The sequence below is a fragment of the Fibrobacter sp. UBA3629 genome, assembly GCF_002374005.1.
Taxonomy (GTDB): Bacteria; Fibrobacterota; Fibrobacteria; order Fibrobacterales; family Fibrobacteraceae; genus Fibrobacter.
Genome location: NZ_DFLC01000042.1, coordinates 17,157 through 36,902, shown reverse-complemented (window position 1 = coordinate 36,902; position 19,746 = coordinate 17,157). Strand labels below are relative to the sequence as shown.

Annotated in this window: 17 protein-coding genes; 9 read left to right on the top strand and 8 right to left on the bottom strand. The window is 56.4% G+C overall.

Annotated features, from left to right (window positions below; translation table 11 throughout):
* The first annotated feature begins 1 nt into the window (after window position 1).
* The 7 genes from B2310_RS12850 to B2310_RS12820 all read left to right on the top strand — a co-directional run bounded on the left by B2310_RS12850 (window position 2) and on the right by B2310_RS12820 (window position 11,238).
* Entirely contained in the window at window positions 2-2,197 is a 2,196-nt protein-coding gene (locus tag B2310_RS12850) for a hypothetical protein (protein ID WP_290732272.1), read from the top strand.
* Between the two features lie 9 nt (window positions 2,198-2,206).
* On the top strand, window positions 2,207-3,268 hold the full coding sequence (locus B2310_RS12845) for a hypothetical protein (RefSeq protein WP_290732269.1): 1,062 nt from the start codon (window positions 2,207-2,209) through the stop codon (window positions 3,266-3,268).
* Window positions 3,269-3,278: 10 nt separating this feature from the next.
* Window positions 3,279-4,325, top strand: a complete 1,047-nt coding sequence (locus B2310_RS12840; RefSeq protein WP_290732266.1) for a glycoside hydrolase family 18 protein — start codon at window positions 3,279-3,281, stop codon at window positions 4,323-4,325.
* A 144-nt stretch (window positions 4,326-4,469) separates the two neighbouring features.
* Window positions 4,470-5,486, top strand: a complete 1,017-nt coding sequence (locus B2310_RS12835; RefSeq protein WP_290732263.1) for a T9SS type A sorting domain-containing protein — start codon at window positions 4,470-4,472, stop codon at window positions 5,484-5,486.
* A 93-nt stretch (window positions 5,487-5,579) separates the two neighbouring features.
* Window positions 5,580-7,004 (top strand): glycosyl hydrolase family 8, encoded by a 1,425-nt coding sequence (locus B2310_RS12830; protein ID WP_290732259.1) that lies wholly within the window; start codon window positions 5,580-5,582, stop codon window positions 7,002-7,004.
* Window positions 7,005-7,168: 164 nt separating this feature from the next.
* Window positions 7,169-9,364 carry a cellulase family glycosylhydrolase gene (locus B2310_RS12825; protein ID WP_290732256.1) on the top strand — a complete coding sequence of 732 codons (2,196 nt, stop codon included), beginning with the start codon at window positions 7,169-7,171 and terminating at the stop codon, window positions 9,362-9,364.
* Entirely contained in the window at window positions 9,364-11,238 is a 1,875-nt protein-coding gene (locus B2310_RS12820) for a glycosyl hydrolase family 8 (RefSeq protein WP_290732253.1), read from the top strand. Before B2310_RS12825 ends, B2310_RS12820 begins: the two co-directional genes overlap by 1 nt.
* A 91-nt stretch (window positions 11,239-11,329) precedes the next feature.
* On the opposite strand, the gene B2310_RS12815 is transcribed toward B2310_RS12820, so the two are convergent.
* On the bottom strand, window positions 11,330-12,352 hold the full coding sequence (locus B2310_RS12815; RefSeq protein ID WP_290732250.1) for a histidine phosphatase family protein: 1,023 nt from the start codon (window positions 12,350-12,352) through the stop codon (window positions 11,330-11,332).
* A gap of 58 nt (window positions 12,353-12,410) precedes the next feature.
* On the opposite strand from B2310_RS12815, the gene B2310_RS12810 reads away from it, so the two are divergent.
* A complete protein-coding gene (locus B2310_RS12810) occupies window positions 12,411-13,316 on the top strand; it encodes a protein BatD (protein WP_290732247.1) in 906 nt (301 codons plus the stop codon).
* Window positions 13,317-13,319: 3 nt separating this feature from the next.
* On the opposite strand, the gene B2310_RS12805 is transcribed toward B2310_RS12810, so the two are convergent.
* The 3 genes from B2310_RS12805 to B2310_RS12795 form a co-directional block, all read right to left on the bottom strand.
* The gene (locus B2310_RS12805) at window positions 13,320-14,789 is read right to left on the bottom strand and encodes an amidophosphoribosyltransferase (RefSeq protein ID WP_173365083.1); all 1,470 of its coding nucleotides are present in this window, start codon (window positions 14,787-14,789) and stop codon (window positions 13,320-13,322) included.
* A gap of 76 nt (window positions 14,790-14,865) precedes the next feature.
* Window positions 14,866-15,105: a DUF1653 domain-containing protein gene (locus tag B2310_RS12800; protein ID WP_173365084.1), complete on the bottom strand. Its 240-nt coding sequence runs from the start codon at window positions 15,103-15,105 to the stop codon at window positions 14,866-14,868.
* A gap of 17 nt (window positions 15,106-15,122) precedes the next feature.
* A complete protein-coding gene (locus B2310_RS12795) occupies window positions 15,123-15,665 on the bottom strand; it encodes an NUDIX hydrolase (protein WP_173365085.1) in 543 nt (180 codons plus the stop codon).
* Window positions 15,666-15,730: 65 nt separating this feature from the next.
* Between B2310_RS12795 and B2310_RS12790 the strand changes: the two genes are divergently transcribed.
* Window positions 15,731-16,822, top strand: coding sequence for a serine hydrolase domain-containing protein (locus tag B2310_RS12790; RefSeq protein ID WP_290725223.1), 1,092 nt, complete (start codon window positions 15,731-15,733; stop codon window positions 16,820-16,822).
* Between the two features lie 9 nt (window positions 16,823-16,831).
* Here the strand turns inward: B2310_RS12790 and B2310_RS12785 are convergent, their stop codons facing one another.
* The 4 genes from B2310_RS12785 to hpf all read right to left on the bottom strand — a co-directional run bounded on the left by B2310_RS12785 (window position 16,832) and on the right by hpf (window position 19,687).
* Window positions 16,832-17,305 carry a TraR/DksA family transcriptional regulator gene (locus B2310_RS12785; protein ID WP_173365087.1) on the bottom strand — a complete coding sequence of 158 codons (474 nt, stop codon included), beginning with the start codon at window positions 17,303-17,305 and terminating at the stop codon, window positions 16,832-16,834.
* A 90-nt stretch (window positions 17,306-17,395) separates the two neighbouring features.
* Window positions 17,396-18,313: an MlaD family protein gene (locus B2310_RS12780; RefSeq protein WP_290732244.1), complete on the bottom strand. Its 918-nt coding sequence runs from the start codon at window positions 18,311-18,313 to the stop codon at window positions 17,396-17,398.
* 27 nt (window positions 18,314-18,340) lie between these two features.
* Window positions 18,341-19,366, bottom strand: coding sequence for an HPr(Ser) kinase/phosphatase (gene hprK / locus B2310_RS12775; RefSeq protein ID WP_173365089.1), 1,026 nt, complete (start codon window positions 19,364-19,366; stop codon window positions 18,341-18,343).
* Between the two features lie 3 nt (window positions 19,367-19,369).
* Window positions 19,370-19,687 carry a ribosome hibernation-promoting factor, HPF/YfiA family gene (gene hpf, locus B2310_RS12770; protein WP_173365090.1) on the bottom strand — a complete coding sequence of 106 codons (318 nt, stop codon included), beginning with the start codon at window positions 19,685-19,687 and terminating at the stop codon, window positions 19,370-19,372.
* Between the last annotated feature and the right edge of the window lie 59 nt (window positions 19,688-19,746).

Below are 19,746 nucleotides of genomic sequence, written 5' to 3'. Positions count from 1 at the left end.
GATGAAATGGTATAAGGATATGTTTAAGATGACCTCCAAGATTTCGCTTCTCCTGTGCGGAGCCATGGCTTTTGCCTATGCCGAGGATTCTACCTTGGTAGAAAAGCAGAAGAGCCTTGTCGGAACGCTTGATTCTGCCAATGCTTCCGTGATGGGGCTTCGCGTGGGTGGTACGGCCAAGGCCGGCGTCCTTTCTTCTACGCTGAGTTCCGACCAGCTCCTGGGCGGGATGGATTCTCGCGAAAGCCAGGCGTTCTCCGATGTGAACTTGGTGGTGAAGGCTCGCCCGAGCGAAGAGACCGAAGCGAAGGTCGAACTCCGCCTGCACAAGGATTGGCAGACAGCCTACGAAGAATCGGTGAACCCGATCATCGGCCACTGGTTCAGCTATGACGGCAAGATCCTGAACAAGCACGTCGACTTCAATTTGGGATACATGCGCGTCGGCTATACCCCGCTGACGATTTACGTGCCCCAGACCGAAATCCTCCAGGAACCGGAGATTTTCGCGTCCAAGCGAGTGGATGCACTTGCCATGCGCTCCCTGGATACGTCTTCCAACCGCCTGTTGCAGGGTCTCAACTTCAAGTACAACAGCTTCGATCTCGGCCCCCTCTCCAATCTCTATGTGCAGATGACGGGTGCCCGTATCCGTAACATCGCCAAGAAGAACGACGAAGTGTTCTTCGACTTCGACTGGAGCGACCGCTACCTTGCCGGCTCGAACCTCGGCGTCGAAGCGTTCGGCGTGACCCTCGGCGGAAACTTCGTCTACACGTTCGACCGCGAGAAGACATCGCGTTCCCGCGACGACTCCCACATTGCGGCAATGTACTACGAAGACAACATGGTCTATTCCGGAATCTTGAACTATGATTCCAAGGACCTGATCATGGGCGGTGCGCTGCATGCGGGCTTGAAGTCCGAAATCGCGGGCTCCCGCTGGACCTACAGCGAAGACGCCTACCGCCAGGATACGATTGAATCCTTGGGCGTCTACGGCATCGGCTACGAAAAGTTCGACGAGAACGGCTTTGTTCACGACGATACGAACGCTATCGACTACGATACGCTCTTCTATGTCTACAGAAACACGACGACCGAATACAACTGGCACAAGAGCAAGATTGACGAACGCAAGGGCATGGCCATCAACGTGTCGCCCTATGTGAACGGCAACATTGCAAAAATCAAGTTCGATGTGCTGGGAACCATCGTGATGAACGATGAGGAGTTCTGGTCCGAACAGGCTGCGTCCAGCTACTACGAAGGCAACACGTCCATCCTTAACGGCGAAGCGCTGATTACGGGTGCGAACGAGGCCGTCGTGGAACGTTTCCGTTACGGAAGCCTCGAGAACATGTACTTCGCCCTCTACAACACCAACGTGCTGCAACAGCAGAACTTGATGAGCAAGAACGAAGGGGCAGCCATACTCGACCAGGGCGATGCTACTCATCAGAGGAAGGACTCCTACTACACCTTCGGCCGCCTGAACAACAACTACAAGCTGGGCCACTTCTACAAGAACGGCTACAACGCGGTCGCCTACAAGTACCAGGAATACCTGGCGGCGAAGGAATTCGTGGACCCGTCCGTGAACATGGCGATGCCCATGGGCCTTGCCACTCCGGACCGCAAGGGTTTTGCCGTGAGCGCGAATGCCGGCTGGAACGATGTCGTGACCTTGAACCTCCGCTTCTCGAAGTATAATGCGGAAGCTTCCGACAACGACTTCACGACCATCGGTGCCGGGCTCGGCTTCAATGCGGCACCGCTCCTTGGCCTCGACCGCCGCCTGATCCTCCAGGGCTCCTTCGAAAGCAGCGAAGAGAGCGCAAACCTCAAGCGCAAGACATCCCGCTTCGTGGGTGGCCTCACTGCCGATGTCTGGGGCCCGTTCTCGGTCCTCGGTGGCTTGCAGATGCTCACGAAGGAATTCGGCGATAACGGCCTCGCCTTGAACGAAGCCGGTACGGTCGTCATCAACGACGTGAACGAAATGCTCGCCATGGGCGGCCTCCAGATCAAGCTTGCCGCCGGTGCGAAGCTCGACCTGCAGGGTGGCCTCATGACCAACAAGGTCAACTACACGGTGAACGGCCTTGCCGAAGATGGTGTGACACCTGTTTCTGCAGGTGCAGAACTGAGCTTGGACAAACTGTTGCTCATGGGCAACGTTACGATTTTGTTCTAGGAGATGGATATGAATACGAAACTTAAACTTGGTTTGGGTCTGGGCTTGGCTCTCGTGCTTGGGGCCTGCTCTGCAGATAGCATCGACGCCCCCATTTCCGAAAACTGGCCCGATGACTTTTCGCTCTCGGAATATGCGAGGGCAAACCCCGATTTGGGTATTTACCAGAGTGTAGCCGCGGTTGCGGATTCCAACAAAGCCTATTTGACGGTCATCCGCGAAAAGATGCTGGATTCCCTGCTGCAGGTTGCCACTACCTCAAAAGATTCCTCGAACGCGACCCTCAAGGTGTCTAAGTACACTATCTCCATGACCGACGAGGCTTCCGTGTTTTTCGATGATTCTGTCGCCGTCAAGACGATATTCACGGATTACGCGCTTCTCGACGAAGAATGGTGGCCGGGAATGTCCGCGCTCGTCAACGGCATGTTCATTGTCGACCCGGTGACGGGGGACACCACGATTGACGCTCTCAATGGCCCCCGTGCCATGGAATACCGCGAAGCCTTCAAGAAGTTCCACCGCTACGGCTTTTCGGCAACTCAGGATCTCGCATTCCTGAAATCCGTCAAGGTCGATTCTAGCCTCATCGAGAAGCAGTACATTATGGCGGGCCGCTACGAGGGCCGTCCCTACCGCTTCTGCCATGAAGGCGAAGCGAACATCAAGAAGCTCGATGTCCAGGTGGTATATGACACCATTCCGGACGGTATCAAGACCTACGTGTTCAAGGATACGATTCTCCTGATCGAGCCCGAGAGATCCACGTGGAAGTATGCGCTTTCCAATGGCGATACTTGCGTTTCCGAGATGGCCTGCGGCAAAAAGATCGAAGAAGATCCTACACTGAGCATCACGGATACCATCAAGCCCCCTCCAACCGAGAAGCCCGATTCCATCAAGGTCGATTCTGTCTTTACGGACAAGATAAACAAGAAGACGACCATCAAGCCGATGAGCGAGAATGCCGTGGCTCCTGCAGGCAACAAGGACCGCGTGTGGGATTTCTCCGCCGACCTGTATTGCAGGAACGAAGCCGATTGGGAAGTTTACTTGATCGAGAATCCGTAGAGAGGTTATTATGAAGAAGATGTCATTGCTTGCTATTGCCGCCCTTGCCGCCGCCGCCATTGCGGCTCCGTTTAAGGTCATCGGCTATTTCCCCTACTGGGCCCAGTATAGCCAGTTCATGCCGAAGGATGTCCGCTACCAGTTCGTGACGCATATCCATTACGCCTCCCTGGCTCCGGCCGAAGACGGCTCGATCGCGTTTGCCGACGAGAACGATGCCCCGCAGTTCGAAGAACTGGCGAAGAAAGCCGCCGAAAACAAGGTCTCCCTCATCGCCTCAATTGGCGGCTTTGAAGTGGAAGGCAACCTGAAGGCAATCGCCGAAGACGATTCCAAGCTTTCGGCTTTCTGCGACGCCGCTGCCGAATGGGTCGAGAAATATAACCTCGGCGGTGTCGAGCTCGACTGGCAGAACGCCACGGGCGAAGACGCTGCCGCTATCGGCAAGCTGGTCGGTGCGCTCAAGTCCAAGCTTTCTTCCAAGGAAGTGGCCGTGCTCACCTACGCAAGTTCCATGGATGCTTATTCCGATGCCCTCAACCAGGCCGATTACGTGGTGCTGATGCTCGGCGACCAGATGAGCGATTCCGAATCCTCGGTCAAGCCTAACCTCTCGAAGCAGGATATCGCAGGCGCTGTCGACGGTCTCGCCGGCAAGGGCGTTTCCAAGGACAAGATTGTCCCGGTGGTCTCCCTCTACGGTAAGTCCTTTGCTGGGGCTTCGGGTCTCGGTTCTTCCCATCAGGGAGTCGGCAGCGGAAACGAAGGGTTCATCCCCTACAAGGAGCTGATGAAGAAGTTCGAAGCGCCCGACTACAAGGTCTCGTTCGACGAATCCTCGGCTTCCGAAGTGGCCGTGAGCGATGCCGAAACGATCGTGTTTACGGGAATCCCTTCGATGAAGGCCCTTTGCGGCCTGGTGAAGGACGAAGGCTTGGCAGGAATTGCCGCCTACGATCTGAGCCAGGACCACAACGAAAGCATCGTTTCCCTGATGGTCACGATTGGCTTGCAGCTTCGCCCCGGGGTGGATTACTCCGGAAAGAAGAGGAAATAGTCGGGAAAACGCTGTCGTTTAGTGTGAAAAATCACAAACTATTGTAAAAATTCAAAATTTCCACTTTTTTTTCTTTGAAAAGAATATATATTTAACCACAAACCCTTTTTCCCGGTGTCGGGAAATAAAAAAGAGAGAGATACTATGAAAAAGCAAATCCTTGCAACAGCAATCGCGTCCGTTGCTTCCCTTGCAATGGCGCAGACGGTAAATACGTCGATTTGGTTCAACGGCTCCGACCAGCAGGTGAACACTGGTGGAGACTGCGTCTACGAATACGGCGAATGCGAATCCACCACCATGGGTTACTGGTACGACTACGATGACCGTAAGAACGACAATGGTGGTTCCTATGCCATGTATCCGTACGATACCACGGGCTACTATGGTTCCTTGATCGCTCCGGAAATCGAAAACCTCGGTTACGTGACCATCAAGTACCACCTGGCAGATCCGACCACTACTGGTCAGACGGCTGAATATCCGTACAACTTCGTTGGCTTCGGCTTCAACATCGTGGGCGGAACAAAGGCTCCTTTGGACATTTCCGCTGCTGGTGGCCTCTGTGTTACCTACACGGCTGATAACGCTGTCACGCTCGAAATTGCCGAAGAAAAGTCCGGCGATGCTTCCTGCTCCGTGACCCTCACGAAGGCTACCTCTCCGACGATGGTCAGCAAGACGATTGCCGACTTCTCTCAGCCGACTTGGGCTCCTGCAGGCAACAAGCTTTCTTCCTGCGCTGACGCCTTCAAGGCCGCCCAGTCCGTGAAGTTCAAGCTCGACGGCGGTGCTTCCGAAGCTGACGGTCAGCTCCGTATCTTCGAAGTTGGTCCTGCTGGTACTTGCACGGGTGCTGGTGCTATCAAGCCTGAACCGGCTTTCGGTTGCAAGGCTGACGGTGACGGCCATGCCGTTTGCACTGATGCCATCAAGGCTTCTGTTGCCGCTAGCAGCGTGAAGGCCATCGTTGCCAACCGCATGCTCTCCTTCACCGGCATCAACAACGGCATGTACGAAATCGTGAGCCTCCAGGGCCAGGTTGTGAAGAGCGGCAAGGTCGCTTCCTCCATCAGCCTCTCCTCCCTCGATGCAGGTGTCTACATGGTCCGCGTGTCCGGCAAGGCCGTCCACATGAGCCAGAAGATTCTCGTAAAGTGATTTAACTTACAGGAATTTTAAAAAAAGAGGTCCCCTTTAGACGGGGCCTCTTTTTTTATATATATTATGGAAAATTTTAAATTGTGAGGCTTTATGCGTTATTCCCATCTCCTGTTGGCGATGCCCTTGGCTTTTGGTCTTTATGCTTGCGGAGGCGACAATCCGACCCATCCGCACGATCAGGTTCCCGTGTCTTCGGATGCTACCGGCCCGGGTCCTCTGCCCGCATCGTCTGCTGATGGCGGAATAATTCCGCCCCAGAGTTCCGCCGCCGTGGCCCCCGCGACAGTAAGCCTTGCCGCCAATGCGAACATCGCCAATGCGACGGCCCTGTATGCGACTTGGAAGGCCCGCTGGATTATGACGCTGCAAGACGAAAAGACGGGCGGCTCCACCTTGAACTACGACTTGTTCGAAGGTCCGCGCGCAAAGGAACTTCTCACGGCAAAGATGGGTGCGTTCCATACGAACCCCGCCCGTGTCGTCTGGGATGGCGGAAACAAGAACCAGTGCGCCCTTACGGGGATGTCCAGCTGGAAGGGTACTTCCCTTACGGCGGCGCTTGCGAACAAGCTCGGCTGTACCGTTTCGGAAGGTATCGGCTACGGCATGCTTATAGCCTACTTCCATGGCGACAAGGAACTCTTCGACGCCCTCTGGGCCTACAACATCATCGCCCGCGACAACAACAACAACGGCCTGATGCCTTGGGAACTCCTTTCGTTTAGCGCTACGGTATCTACGGCTGCCGCCCTCGATGCCGACCTTGACGTGGCTACTGCCTTGATCCTTGCCTCCAGGAAGTGGCAGAACCCGCTCTACCTGAACGATGCGGTCGCGCTGATTGCCTCCATCAAGAACAAGGGACTCAATCCCAACAACCTGTTGATCCGCCCGGGTGATACGTGGGCGAACAAGGACGTCTACAACCTGAGCTACCTCTCCCCGGCAGCGCTCCGCCTGTTTGCGGAAGTTGACCCGACGGGTGGCTGGGATGCGATCCTTGCTGCGAACTACGCCTACATGATTAACATCCAGAACGCGGGCGCCGTCCCGCTGTTCCCGGACTGGTCCAATGCGGCCGGTCAGCCGGCCGACCCGAAGAACGGTTCTGCCGCGAACACCTACATGCTGTTCGACAAGGAATCCGTTCGTATCCCGTGGCGTATCGCGTGGGACTACTACTGGTACCAGAGTGCCGAATCGCAGCAGATTCTGACCGCCATGGCGAACTTCATATCGACCGCGACGGCGAACAACCCGGCTTCGCTTCCGTCCACGTCGTACAACTACAGCACGGGTGCGCTTTCGACGAGCCAGACGGCCGGCGAGCACTATATCGGCATGTACTGCTTGATGGGATTCGGGGTGAACCCGACATGGCACAATGCCTGCTTCGACTACTTTACGCAGAAGGTGCAGGCATACCAGGCGGTGGGATACACGGGAACCTACTTCAAGGAAATCCTGACCATCATGTACAGCACGTTGATGAACGGCGGCTTTGTTAAGATTTGATAACTTTTTTGGAACGCTGAGTTCCAGGATTGTGTGAATTTCTTCACAAAAGCCCCTATTTGTCTACTGATGTAAACAAAGAATTTCTGAATGTGTGGTGTAATTTAGGGCTTTGAAAGTTATTTTTGTAATCGGATGTGGATTGCAAAAAAACGGGAGAGTTTATGATGAAAAAACTTTTATCGATAGCGATGTTGTCCTGCGCAGTGACGTTTGCGTCTGCTGCGGTAGATGCAAAGCCACTGCGTCTAGGCCCTGTTTCTGTATATGGAACGCTGGGTGTCAAGAGCGGCAAAATTGTAAGTCAGGCTAGCGGCAAGCAGGTGATGCTTCGCGGCATGAGCCTGTTTTGGTCCGATGCTACGGGATCGCAGTATTACAACCCGACCGTGATTAGCTGGGCTGCCGAAAAGCTCGGCATCGACGTTTTCCGCTTTGCGATGGGCATCAAGTGCTACAACAGCAATGGCGGCGACTGCCAGGCCAATAGCGACGATGCGATTATTTCCGCAAACTCCTATCTGGGAAACAAGGAAGGCAAGGAAGCCCAGCTCGACAACATGGTGAAGGCTGCCATCGAAAACGATATCTACATCATCGTTGACTGGCATAGCCACCGCGCCGAGAGCGAAAAGAGCTATGCGAAGGATTTCTTTGGCCGTATGGCAGCCAAGTACAAGGATGTTCCGAACATCATCTGGGAAGTCTATAACGAACCTGTCAATACCGATATGGGAACCATTGCTAGCTATGCAAACGAAGTGATTGGTGCTATCCGCAATAACGGGTCCAAGCACTTGGCTCTTGTGGGCACGCCCTTCTATTCGCAGATGGGTTCCTGCTCGGGTGTGAATGACGCCAACTCTGGGTATGTGTTCCACTTCTATGCTGCATCGCATTCCGTGGGTTCCTTCAAGGGAAATATCGAAAACTGCTTGAACAATGGAAAGGCTGTTTTCATTACGGAATGGGGTACGACCGATGCCAACGGTACGGGAAATGTGAGTTCTGGCGAAACTAACAACTGGACAAGCTACATGGAGCAGAAACAGATTCCGAACTGCAACTGGTCCCTGCGCCATGAAACCATTGGCGGCAAGAGCGAAGCTTCTGCTATGTTCTCCGGTTCGACTCTCCTCAATTCTAAGTCTGCATTGAATAATGCTACCTATACCACGTCGGGCAACCTTGTCAAGAGCTACCTGACCAAGTACAACAACAAGAACTGGGCGGACTCGCTTGTCGCCGGCAAGAACACGGGTTCCTGCGCGTTCAAGGGAGCCACGGCGTCCGAAATGGATGGATCCATTACGGGCAAGGCTGTAAGTTCCTGCACGTATACTTCCAGTGATCCGACTGTCGCGACGGTTGAAAACGGCACCATCAAGATTAACGGTGCGGGCTATGCCGTGATGACGGGCAACGACAATTCCCAGTCGGTCGTCGTGATTACGCAGGTCCCTGCTCAGACGTTCGAACAGGCCGCCATCACCTGCCGCGTTACCGGCGGCGGTGCCTGCAACAACTTTACGGGCAACTCCTCGGCCAAGCTTGAATACAAGATGAAGGTGACAAAGACCGTCGAAGGTTCCGATGTCACTTACGAATCCGACAATCCGAGCGTTATCTCTGTGGCCAAGGCGACCTGCACGAGTTCCGAATGCTACGGCGACAAGGGCAAGCAGGTCTGGATTGCGACATTCAAGTCCAGGGGGACAGCTAATATCCATGCGACGGCAAAGGCCATTTCTGGATACCGTGCCCTCGATACGACGATTACCTTCTCGCTTTTGAAGGCCGAGCAGACGCTCAATACCAAGTATTTCAAGGACCAGACCGTGGCGCTGAATTCCACGACGCAGGTCTTTACGCTGGAAGCGCACAAGGTTCCGGTCACCTATACCATCTACCCCGCGGGCTATGCCGAACAGCAGGGCGTGAACCTGATTGCCGGTGGCAAGAATGCGACCGTGATTATCAAGGCCGAAGCTCCCGAAAATGACCAGTACGAGTCCCTGCTCAGCTACATCAAGATTGTTATCGGGACGGGCGATGTCGCGATGGAAGCACAGGCATGGGCCGAAATCCAGGGGCAGAACTTCATAGCTCCGAAGACCCAGAAGAACCTTGCCCCGACGGTCCGCATGAACGGTAACCAGCTCGTAGTGGATGTGAAGCGCTCCGGGTTCGTGAAGGTCCAGGTTCTGGATGTCGCCGGCCGCAACGTCGTGAGCAACGTGTCGCGCTACATGAAGGCGGGCACGAACACGGTCGATCTTGCCAATGTGCCGCGCGGACTCTACATTGTGGCTGTCAAGGACGGTTCTGCGATGCAGACTATTCGTTGGAGGAATAAGTAATGAAACGGTTATTCCTTGCAGGCCTTCTGGCCGTAAGCTCGCTTTCTATGGCGGCGGTTAAGTTCCCTTACCCGCAGGCCCAGACTTATCCCTATGCTTCCAATATTGCAGATGTTTGGAACTGTTCTGGCCAGACTGCATCTACGATGCTCCTGAACCAGTTCGAAGCTTATCTGAAGGCCTATTACGAAGAAAGCGGCAACCAGGCCCGCATCAAGTTTGATGAAGACCAGTATACCGTTTCGGAAGGTATCGGCTACGGCATGATCCTCTGCGTTTACTTCAGTAGCAACACCAAGAGCTATCAGAGTCAGTTTGACAAGCTTTGGGCCTACTACAAGGCTCATTCTAACAACGGTGTTATGGACTGGAAGATCCAGGGCTTTGGTGGTACTGTCGGTTCTGGTGGCGCAACTGACGCCGAAGAAGATGTCGCGTTCGCGCTTGTCATGGCCTATCACCAGTTCGGGAACTCCCAGTACCTGAATGACGCGAAGACCTTGATTGCTAAAATGCGTACGAGCGAATTTGCCAGTGACGGTCGCCACAAGGTGGGTAACCAGTGGGACCCGTACCTGAACCCGAGCTACGTGAGTCCGGCAGCATACGAAATCTTCAAGGATGTCGATGACGCGAGCTTCTGGAGCAAGGCGATTTCGACCAACTACAATATTCTTTTGGGAAACCGCAATTCTTCGACGGGTATCCCGTCCGGTTGGGCGAATATGGGCAGTCCCTATTCTCCCATCACCGGTAACAACGGCTATAACTTTGCCGGCTATGACTACGATGCCGTGCGTGCCCCGTGGCGCTGGGCCTGGAGCTATGCGTGGTATGGACACTCCCAGGCGAAGGATTTGTCCGAAAAGCTTGCGAAGTGGGTGAGCACCAAGACGTTTGGCCAGCTCTACATCAACATGAAGACGGATGGTACGGCGAACCTGAACGGCGAACCCTGCAAGAGCAATGGTTGCAAGGCGAACGGTTCTTCGATCGGTTCGTTGAGCTCCGTGCTTATCGTAAACGATTCCTACCATGAATTGCTGAACACGAACTTTAGCGCCCTGATGGCTCAGCAGCCGGGTTATTTCCATTCCAACTTGCGTTTGCTGACGGGCCTCCTGATGAGCGGCAACATGGTGAACTTTGCGAAGGCGACTCCCGTGACCCCGAAGGAATTCGTGGTTCCGGAATCCTGCAACGAGGTTATCGAGTACCACAAGAACTCGGGCGCCTTCGGCTGGAATTCTACCTCTGTCGTGCTTGAAAACGAGACCAACACGAGTGTCCACATGGGTAATGTTATCCAGGGTGACCACCGCGAGGTCGTTCGCCATCTTACCGGCCTTACGGCGGGTTCCAAGTACACGTTGTCGTTCAGCGCTTCGCAGACTCCGGGATCTTCCCTCTGGCTGACCTATGCAGTCAATGGCGATAGCCTCAGCAACAAGTACTGCGGCGCCATGAAGAAGATGCCTATCGATATCACCTGCGAATTTACCGCTACGACTACCGATGCGTTCCTGTACCTGACCCTCAACAACTGGGATGACCCGCAGGTCGACATTAGCGGCCTCAAGCTCGTGGGCCCCGATGGCAAGGATCTGGTCGAGTCGGCCGCACCCATCGCAGATGTCGCAAAGTCTGGCCTGGACAAGCTGAACGTGAGCGTGGATGGCAAGTCCCTCCTGATTCAGTTGCCGGGCTCCCAGACGGCTTCTGCGGCCCTGATGGACATGCAGGGCAGGGTTGTCTCCAAGTTCAGCGTGACCGGCTCCGAAAGGGTCTCCCTGAACCAGAGGCAGGGCAATTACGTGCTGATGGTGAAGCAAGGCTCCAACAGCTGGGTCCGCAATATCCGCATCACCGAATAGCGGTTCCCGTTCCTAGAAACTTTAAAACCCCGACACCAGTCGGGGTTTTATGTTATGCGAAATGGGCTGGCCCGTTTTTCGGGCTTGTTTCCTAGTTCATCATGTTGCCGGAGACGGGGACGTATTTGCGTGTGCCGTCGGCCTTGACGATGATTGCGATGCCTTCGAGGTACTTGATCCAGCGGCAGTTCGTGCAGTCTTCGGTGGCCGTGGCGTGCTTGCGCAGGATGGTGAGCTTGCGGTTGGTGCAGTAGGCGACGAGAGGACCGAGGAACATGTCGTGGCTGATAAAGAAGTTGACGCGGTTCTCGGTGGACATCCTCGGGAGGATTGCCTGGGTGATAATCTGGACGCCCGTCTTTTCGAGATCGTTGAAGGCTTCGGCGAAGTCGCCGTCGAATGCCCACTGCGAATACATGAACGCTTCGTCGATGTATCCCGCTTCGCCCATGAGTGTCTTGAATTTTTCCTGGTCCGCGACGAAGGTGCTTGCGACAAGTTCGGGGAGCACGATGGGTTCGGGGAATACCTGGCCGCGGCCTTCGGAAATGTACTGGGCCGTGGCGCGCGTGCGGATGAAGTCGGTGGAGCCGTAAGAGAATGCTTCTTCGCTGACGAGGTGGCTGCCGAGCGTCTTGGCCTGCTCGATGCCCTTTTCGGTCAGCTGGGATTCGACTCCGGTGCTCTTTTCGCGCTGGGCGTGGCGGATGACGAAAGCCACGCGGTCGGTGGGGTCGAGGCTCTTGTAGAGTGTGGGGAGCTCCACGAATTCGGTCGTTTCGGAATTGGCTGTATAGATGCGTTCCTGGGCGATTTCTTCTTCGGTGGGCTCGCGGAAGCGGGCGCTGCTGCTTTCGGGCACGACCTCCGTGGCGGAGCTGGATTCAACGACCGGGCCGGCCGAGGATTCGGGGGTAATGGTTTCGGAGCCTTCTGCGCTGGAAGATGTCGCCTCGGGTTGGCCTGCTGCCGATTCGGGAAGCGCGGCTGCCGAACTCACGACAGGATTGTCGCCGCCAGAGGGCGATGTCGGCTTGTCGTCGCTGCAGGCAAAGAATAGGGGGATAGACGCGGCGGCGATGCACGTCAGGATGCGCTTTTTGGAAATAGTCATATTTCGGGACTCCTATTTGAAAATAATATAATAAAATTTTTTTGTATATTCTCCCTGTATGGAAAATGATTCTTTGAATATGGCAGGTGCGCCTGCCGATGTTGCATTACAGGATAGTGCTGCGGTGGATTCTGCGGCGCTCGCTCCCGAGATGGCGATGCCGACGCCCGAGCAGCTGGGAATTTCTATAACGGCGGGACCCGAAGGCGGGATGCCTGCCATTACCGTGGGTGACACGTTCGAATTCCCGGTGACGGTCAGCTGGAGCGTGCAGGGAAGCGCCCTGCTGGTCGTGCCTGCGAGTTCCGCGAACGCGAAGGGCCTTACGCAGGTGGGGGTGTCGCAGGAATCGGCGCGAGCCGTGAAGGACGGCAAGGAAATCGCTTCGATAAAGTTTACCTACAAGATCGTGGCGCAGGATACGGGAAACCTGAATGTCCCCGCGATGCGTTTCGAGATCCCGACGCAGGTGGGGCGGCCGCTCGACCTGCGGAGCGAAAGTGTCGCCATCCGCGTGGACGAGCCTTTCAATCCGCTGCCTGTTGCCGTTGGCGCCCTGGTTGCCGTGTGCGTGCTCCTTGCGGGCTTTTGGCGGATGCGGCGCCGTAACAAGGCGCGGGAGGCTCTCGCGGCCAGGAATGCGGCTCAGGATGCCCTGCGCGAGCGGATGCTGGTGCTCAAGCAGCGCGTGAACACCGCCGACAGCCGCGAATGGCTCCTGGAACTGGAAAATGTCTGCAAGGGCTATGTCGCACAGCGTCTGGGAATGGATGGCGTCGACGAATCCGCGGCTGCGTCCGTTAATTTGGATGCAATGGTGAAGGACGGCAAGCTCGAAGGGTGGGAATCCCTTGTCAACGAGTTCGCGCATGCGCGCTATGGTGGCGGCAAGCGCGACGGTTTCGAAAATCGCGAAACCTGGAAGGCCGCGATGAAGCTTATGGGTATCGAAGAAGAGGAGTAGTCCTTACTTCTCTTCTTCTTCCTGGCATTGGTGGCAGGGACAGTGGTAGCAGTCGCCGGTTTCGGCGTAGTCCTTGCCGCTCCAGCAGTAGGTGCAGAGCTGGTCTTCGGGGAGCCCGATGGCGTGAATCACGTCGTCGATGCGCTGGAACGCAAGCGTCGTGAGGTTCAGCTTCTTGCGGATGTATTCGACCATGCCCTTGTAGGCGTCGCCATCCGGATCGGTGTACTTCTCGATGTCGGCGTTCTCGCCTTCCTGGTCGCGGATGTAACGGCGCGTGATGAGGTCGTATTCGTTCTTGGAACGCGAGAAGTTGATGAACTTGCAGGGGTAAACGAGCGGCGGGCATGCGATACGCATGTGCGTCTCTTTACAGCCAAGTGAATAAAGCTTCAGGGCCTGCTTTCCGAGCTGGGTGCCGCGCACGATGGAGTCGTCGCAGAATACGAGACGGCGGTCCTTGATGAGGCCCGGGATGGGAATGAGCTTCATGGAAGCGACGCGTTCGCGCTGCTTCTGGTCTTGCGGCATGAAGGAGCGGGCCCAGGTGGGCGTGTACTTCACGAAGGGTCGCGCGAACTTGATGCCGGCCTCGTGCGCGTAACCGAGGGCGTGCGACGTGCCGGAATCCGGGATGCCGCAGGCGGCATCGGCATCGGTGGGGGTGCGCTTCGCGAGCGCGGAACCGCAGCGGTAGCGCGTCATTTCCACGTTGCGGCCTTCGTAGCTCGAGGCGGGGTAGCCGTAGTAGACCCAGAGGAACGAGCAGATGGCCATCTTTTTGCCGGGTTCGACGAGAGTCGTGTCGCCATCGGGCGTGATTTCTGCGATTTCGCCCGGGCCGAGGTCGCGCACGTAGTCGTAGCCGAGGTTGTGGAGGGCGCAGCTTTCTTGCACGGCGATCATCGAGCCTTCTTTTTTGCCGAGGATAATCGAGGTGCGGCCCCAGCGGTCGCGGCTCGCGTAGAATCTGCCGTTGCTGTCCATCAGGAGCACGGAGCAGCTTCCCTTCACCTTCTCGTGGACGTACTTGAGGCCGTCGACGATGGAGTCGCGGGTCGCGATGAGCGCGGATACGACTTCGGTCGGGCCGACCATGCCGCTCGTGGTGGAATACTGGAGCTGCATGCAGTTGTTGCGGAAGAGTTCGTCTTTCAGTTCCTCGATGTTGGTGAGGAGGCCGACGGTGACAATCGCGAATGTTCCGAGCTTGGAGGTCATGACGAGCGGCTGCGGGTCGGTGTCGGAAATGACTCCGATGCCCACCTTGCCGGAGAATGCGGCGAGGTCATGTTCGAACTTGCTGCGGAACGGAGTGTTCTGGATGTTGTGGATGGAGCGGTGGAACTTGCCGCTGCCGTTCAGAACCGCCATGCCGCCGCGGTGTGTACCTAGATGTGAATGGTAGTCTGTCCCGAAAAAGAGGTCGCTGACACAATCTTCCTTGGAAACAACACCACAAAAGCCGCCCATAGAGACTCCTTGTCAAAAAGGGAATTTTTGTTTGCCACAAAGGTAGAAATTTTAGGCGGCGGATGCATCCGCAGTTTTAGATTTCGGTAAAGCGGTCGACGGTAGAACCGTCGGGGAGCGTCACCCTGCTTTCGAAATCCTTGCGGTCGCGCACCCAGAGCGTCCCCTTCGGGTGGTCGGGTGTCTCGTACTCGCTCCGGTAGACGACGAGGGGCTTCACGCTTTCGCAGTCGAGTGCATCGGCCGTGACCACGGTATAGACCATGGTCTCTTTCTTGTAGTGGCGGTAGCGGTGCCCTGCAATCGCTTTCGACATGGTTCCCCCTGCGTAGGCTAGCGGCCCGCGTTCTCCATCAGCCACTGGAAGTCCTTCGGGTGGTCGACGAACTTTTCGGGGTGGAGCTTGTGCTTTGCGAAAAATTCTTCACGCGTCATCCACCTGAAGGCGTCGACTTCGCCGGGCTGTGGGACGAGCGAGTTCGCCTCCTGGTCGCTGAGTGTTACCTTGTACACATCGTAGTATTCGTTGTCGAGGTAGCTGCCGCCGTTGAGCACACTTTCGTGTGTCGCCTCGAATAGGTATTCGAGGTCGCGCGGACTTTTCGCGAGTCCCAGTTCCTCGCGCAGTTCGCGCACGGCGGCGTTGATGCTTGAATCCCCGGCCGAGATGTGGCCTGCGCAACTCGTGTCATAGAGTCCGGGATTGTTTTCCTTTACGCGGGCCCGCAGCTGGAACAGGATTTCTCCCTTGCCGTTGAACGCCCATATGTGTACCGTGCGGTGCCACAGGCCTTCCGCATGTACGCGCGTGCGCCCGCAGGAATAGCCCGCGGGGGTGCCGTCCGGATTCAGGATGTCGATTTGCTCTTCTGCCATGGGAAATAAGATAATACAAAAGAGGGGAAACGTCAACTTTGCTATAATTCGGGCAGGAGTTTCCCATGGTATTCAACGAAAGCAACATCTTGCGGCTCTTGGAACAGGCGGAAGAAACCGGTGTATTCCACAAGGCGGTCGCGGGGTTTCTTCTGCCCGACGGCACCACGCGTACGGTTGCACTCGATACGCCCGCAGATACGGTTTTCGACATTGCAAGCCTCACGAAAGTATGCCCCACCTCTACGCTCGCCCTCTCGTATATTCTCGAAGGGAAACTCGCCCTTGACGACCGCGTTGCAGACTATATACCGGAAATGCGGACAAACTACCGCGATGACATCCGCGTGTTCCACCTGCTCACGCACAGCCTCGATTACCGCGTGCCGATGAAGACGCTTCGCGAACTCCCGCCCGAAGGGATTCTCGACGCCCTGTTTACCTACCAGTTCTCAAAGGCGCCCGGTGCCGATTTCAACTACGGGAATCCGGCAAGCGTGCTCCTTGGGCTCATTCTGCAGCGCATCGCGGGGAAGGACCTGCAGCAGCAGGGCTACGAGCGGTTCTTCGGGCCGCTCGGCATGTCGCGAAGCGGCTACGACCCGCTGACGCGCGACACGAACCCGGTTCCGCGCGAAGAGATTGCCCCGACGGAAATCTGCGAATTCCGCGGGCGCGAGATTTGTGGCGAAATCCATGACGAGAGCGCCTGGGTTCTGCGCAAGCTGTTCCCGGTCGGAAGCGCCGGCATGTTCAGCTGTGTGCCCGACCTCCTGAAGTTCGTGAAGATGGTGATGGACGACGGTGTAGCCTGTGGCCCCGACGGATGCGAAATCCGCGTCGCGCCTGCGGGTATTCTCAAGATGGTGAGCGAAAATGCGTTCCTGTTGCCGGAAGCCCGTGCGTTTTCGAGTGCAGCGGACGCCTGCACAGCCCTCGGCTGGGAACTTGCCCAGGGCAAGTTCATGGGTTCGCGCGTGAGCCCGCATGCCTTCGGCAAGACCGGTTTCACCGGTGCGAGCATCGTCGCGGACCCATGCGCAGGCGCCGCGGTCGTGCTCCTCTCCGACTTCACCTACCCGCACCGAGAAAAAAACGCGGACCGCATCCATGCGTTCCGCGCTAAACTTGCCGATACCTTCTTCGGCGCGCTGTAGGGCGAGAGGCTAGCGGCCCATCGCCTTCTTCTGGAGTTCCTTCCTCTGGGCTTCGGCGAAGAGTCTCGCCATTTCCATGCGGTTGTTCTCCTGTTCCTTCTTCTTGGTCTCTTCCTTGCAGTTTACGCACTTGGTGGCCGTGGGGACTGCCATGAGGCGCGCCTTCGGGATGAGCTGCTTGCAGACCTTGCAGATGCCGAAGGTGCCGTTGTGGATGCGCTTGAGGGCCTCTTCGAGATACACGAGGTACTTGCCTTCGCGCGCGGCGAGCGAGAAGGTCGTCTCGAGCGTGTTGTAGTCGGTGGCCGAATCGGCGCTGTCGGAATCGCCGCCGTCACCGGACTGGTTCTTCTGGCCCTGGAAGGCGTTCGCCTTTTCCGACTCGCTCTGGGCGGTTACCAGCTGACGGCGCTTCTCTATGAGCATCTCCTCGAAAAACTTGAGATCGGCATCGCTCATCTTTGCAGGTTTCTTTTCGGTCATGGTTAACTCCTTGTTAGAGTCGGTGAATCTTGGTGGTTGTCTTTTATACGGGCTAAACTATCTTTTTTTTTACAAAAAGGACAAGAAAAATTAAAAAATATCCACATTTAGCTTGAGACCGCGCTTTTTTATATCGGAAATAAGCCTGTCGATGTCCAGGGCGAGCTTTTCGGTCTCCTTGGCGAGCTTTCCGTCGCTCTTGAGCGCGAGCCCTACGGTGTTGTCCTCGGCGTCAATCCGGGCGGCGAGGGCGTCCGCGTCCGCCTTGAGCTCCTTCACCTGCGAAAGCAGGCCGTCCACGCGGTCCAGGAGAGCTGACGCCGTGTCCACGGTAATGGACCCGCGCTTTGCCTCGGCGTCGATAGCCTCACGCGTCTTCGCGAGTGTCTCCTCGGCCTTGGAAACCACGCCGAGCACCTGGTCGCGCGTGTCGTTCACCAGGTTCTTGGAGGCCTTCACGATGCGCCCGCCCTTCCTGACGATGCGGTCGATCCGCTTGCCCGAGGTGCCCACGGTGAGCGAATCCTTGAGCGCCACGACCATGTCCTTCATCTGGTTGATGTCGTCGATGGCGTCGAGCAGCACCTTGCCGACCCCGGCAATGCCGTCGTCGTAATTGCCGAACACGGTGTCGCCCTCGACAATCCAGTCGCTGTCGTCCGCGGTGAGGATGCTCATCTCGCGTTCGCCCATGAGCCCCGCGTTCACGAGCCTGAATTCCGAGTGCCTCGAAATTTTAGCGTCCGCAAAGACTTCTACCTTCACGAACACGGCGTCGTCCGTGAGTTCCACCTTCAGGATCTGGCCCTTCTCGATTCCCCTCACGCGTACGAGGTTGCCCGGCGAGAGCGTTCCGATGGACTGGTAGCTCACCACGAAGCTGTAGCGCGCATGGTAGGGGCTCGCCGGGTGGAAGAAGTAGAACGCCGCCGCGCACCCGACCACCAATATCATGAATACGATAAAGGGGAACAGGTTGCTCTTGATTGTGTTTCGGAACTGGTTCATCGGCAGAAAGATAGATATTTGATTCGCCTATTCGTAGAGCGACCACTGGTCTATGTCCATTTCGAACGCGGGTTCGCCGCACTTGCCCTTCGCCTTGATCCTCTGCATCAGGTTTTCGTTGAAATCCTTCGCGACGTTCTGCCCGTTCATCTTCATGAGCGTGTTCATTGCGATAACTTCGGAAATCACGGTCAGGTTCTTGCCGGGCGCCACGGGCAGTACCACCTTGGGAATTTTGACTCCCATGATGGATTCGTCGAACTCGTTGAGGCCCGTGCGTTCGTAGCGCGCGTCGCGCTGCCAGGGCTGGAGCTCAACGATGACTTCGATCTTTTTCACCTTGCGGATGGCGTGGATGCCGAACATGGAACGGATGTCGAGGAGGCCGACTCCGCGGATTTCCATGTGGTGCCGGACGATGGGGTCGGGGCGGCCGATAATGGCGTTGCCGACGTGGCTGATGTGGACAACGTCGTCTGCAACCATGCGGTGGCCGCTTTCGACGAGGTCGAGCACGCATTCGGACTTGCCGACGTTGCTATCGCCCACGAAGAGCATGCCGATGCCGTAGACGTCGACGAGGCTTCCGTGGATGACGGCATGCGGTGCGAAATATTCTTCGAGGATGCGCTGGGCGCCCTTGTTGAACTCGTAGGTGTGGAGGGTGGTCGAGAACAGCGGGATGTGGAGCTTGTGGCACATGTCGCGGAGTTCGTCGTGCGGTTTCTGCGCATGCGTCACCACCCACATCGGGGCCCTGAATACGGAAAGGGAGTCGAACACCTTCTTGCGGCCCTCGGGGCCGAGGCTTTCGAGGTAGTTCCATTCCGTGTGGCCTACGACTTGAATTTGTTCGGAACTATAGACCTTGGTGTAGCCCGCCATGGCAAGCCCCGGACGGTGGATGCCGCTTTCCGCGATGCTTGTATCGAGGTCCTCGTCGGGAGAATATTGCGCGAGCTGGAGGTCCTTGCCGTAATTATCAAAAAAGCCCCGCACCGGGAGTTTTTCCCGGTGCAGGATGTTGAGATCTTTGAATCTGGATTCGGGCACGGCTTATGCGAGGTCGGAAACGGGCTGTGCGCGGTGATCGTTCTGCTTGTCGTTGGCCTTCTTGAGCTGCACCTTGACGCGTTCGAGGGCGACGTCGACGGCCTTGCCCATGTTTTCCTCGTCTGCCGAGGCGACCACGACGTTACCCGTAATCTTCACGGAGATTTCGCAGTGACGCTGGTGTTCCACTTCGTGGTCGAGGATGACGGAGGCTCCCGTGATGTTCGGGTAGAACTTGGCCAGTTTGTCCATTTCTTCCTGAATTCGGTCCTGGAGACCGGCAGATGCATTAAAGTGGCGAGCAGAAAACTGAATATCCATATGAATACCTCCGTATAAGTAGTGTTACGTTGTATTTTACTGTTGCAGGGCCTTTTTTG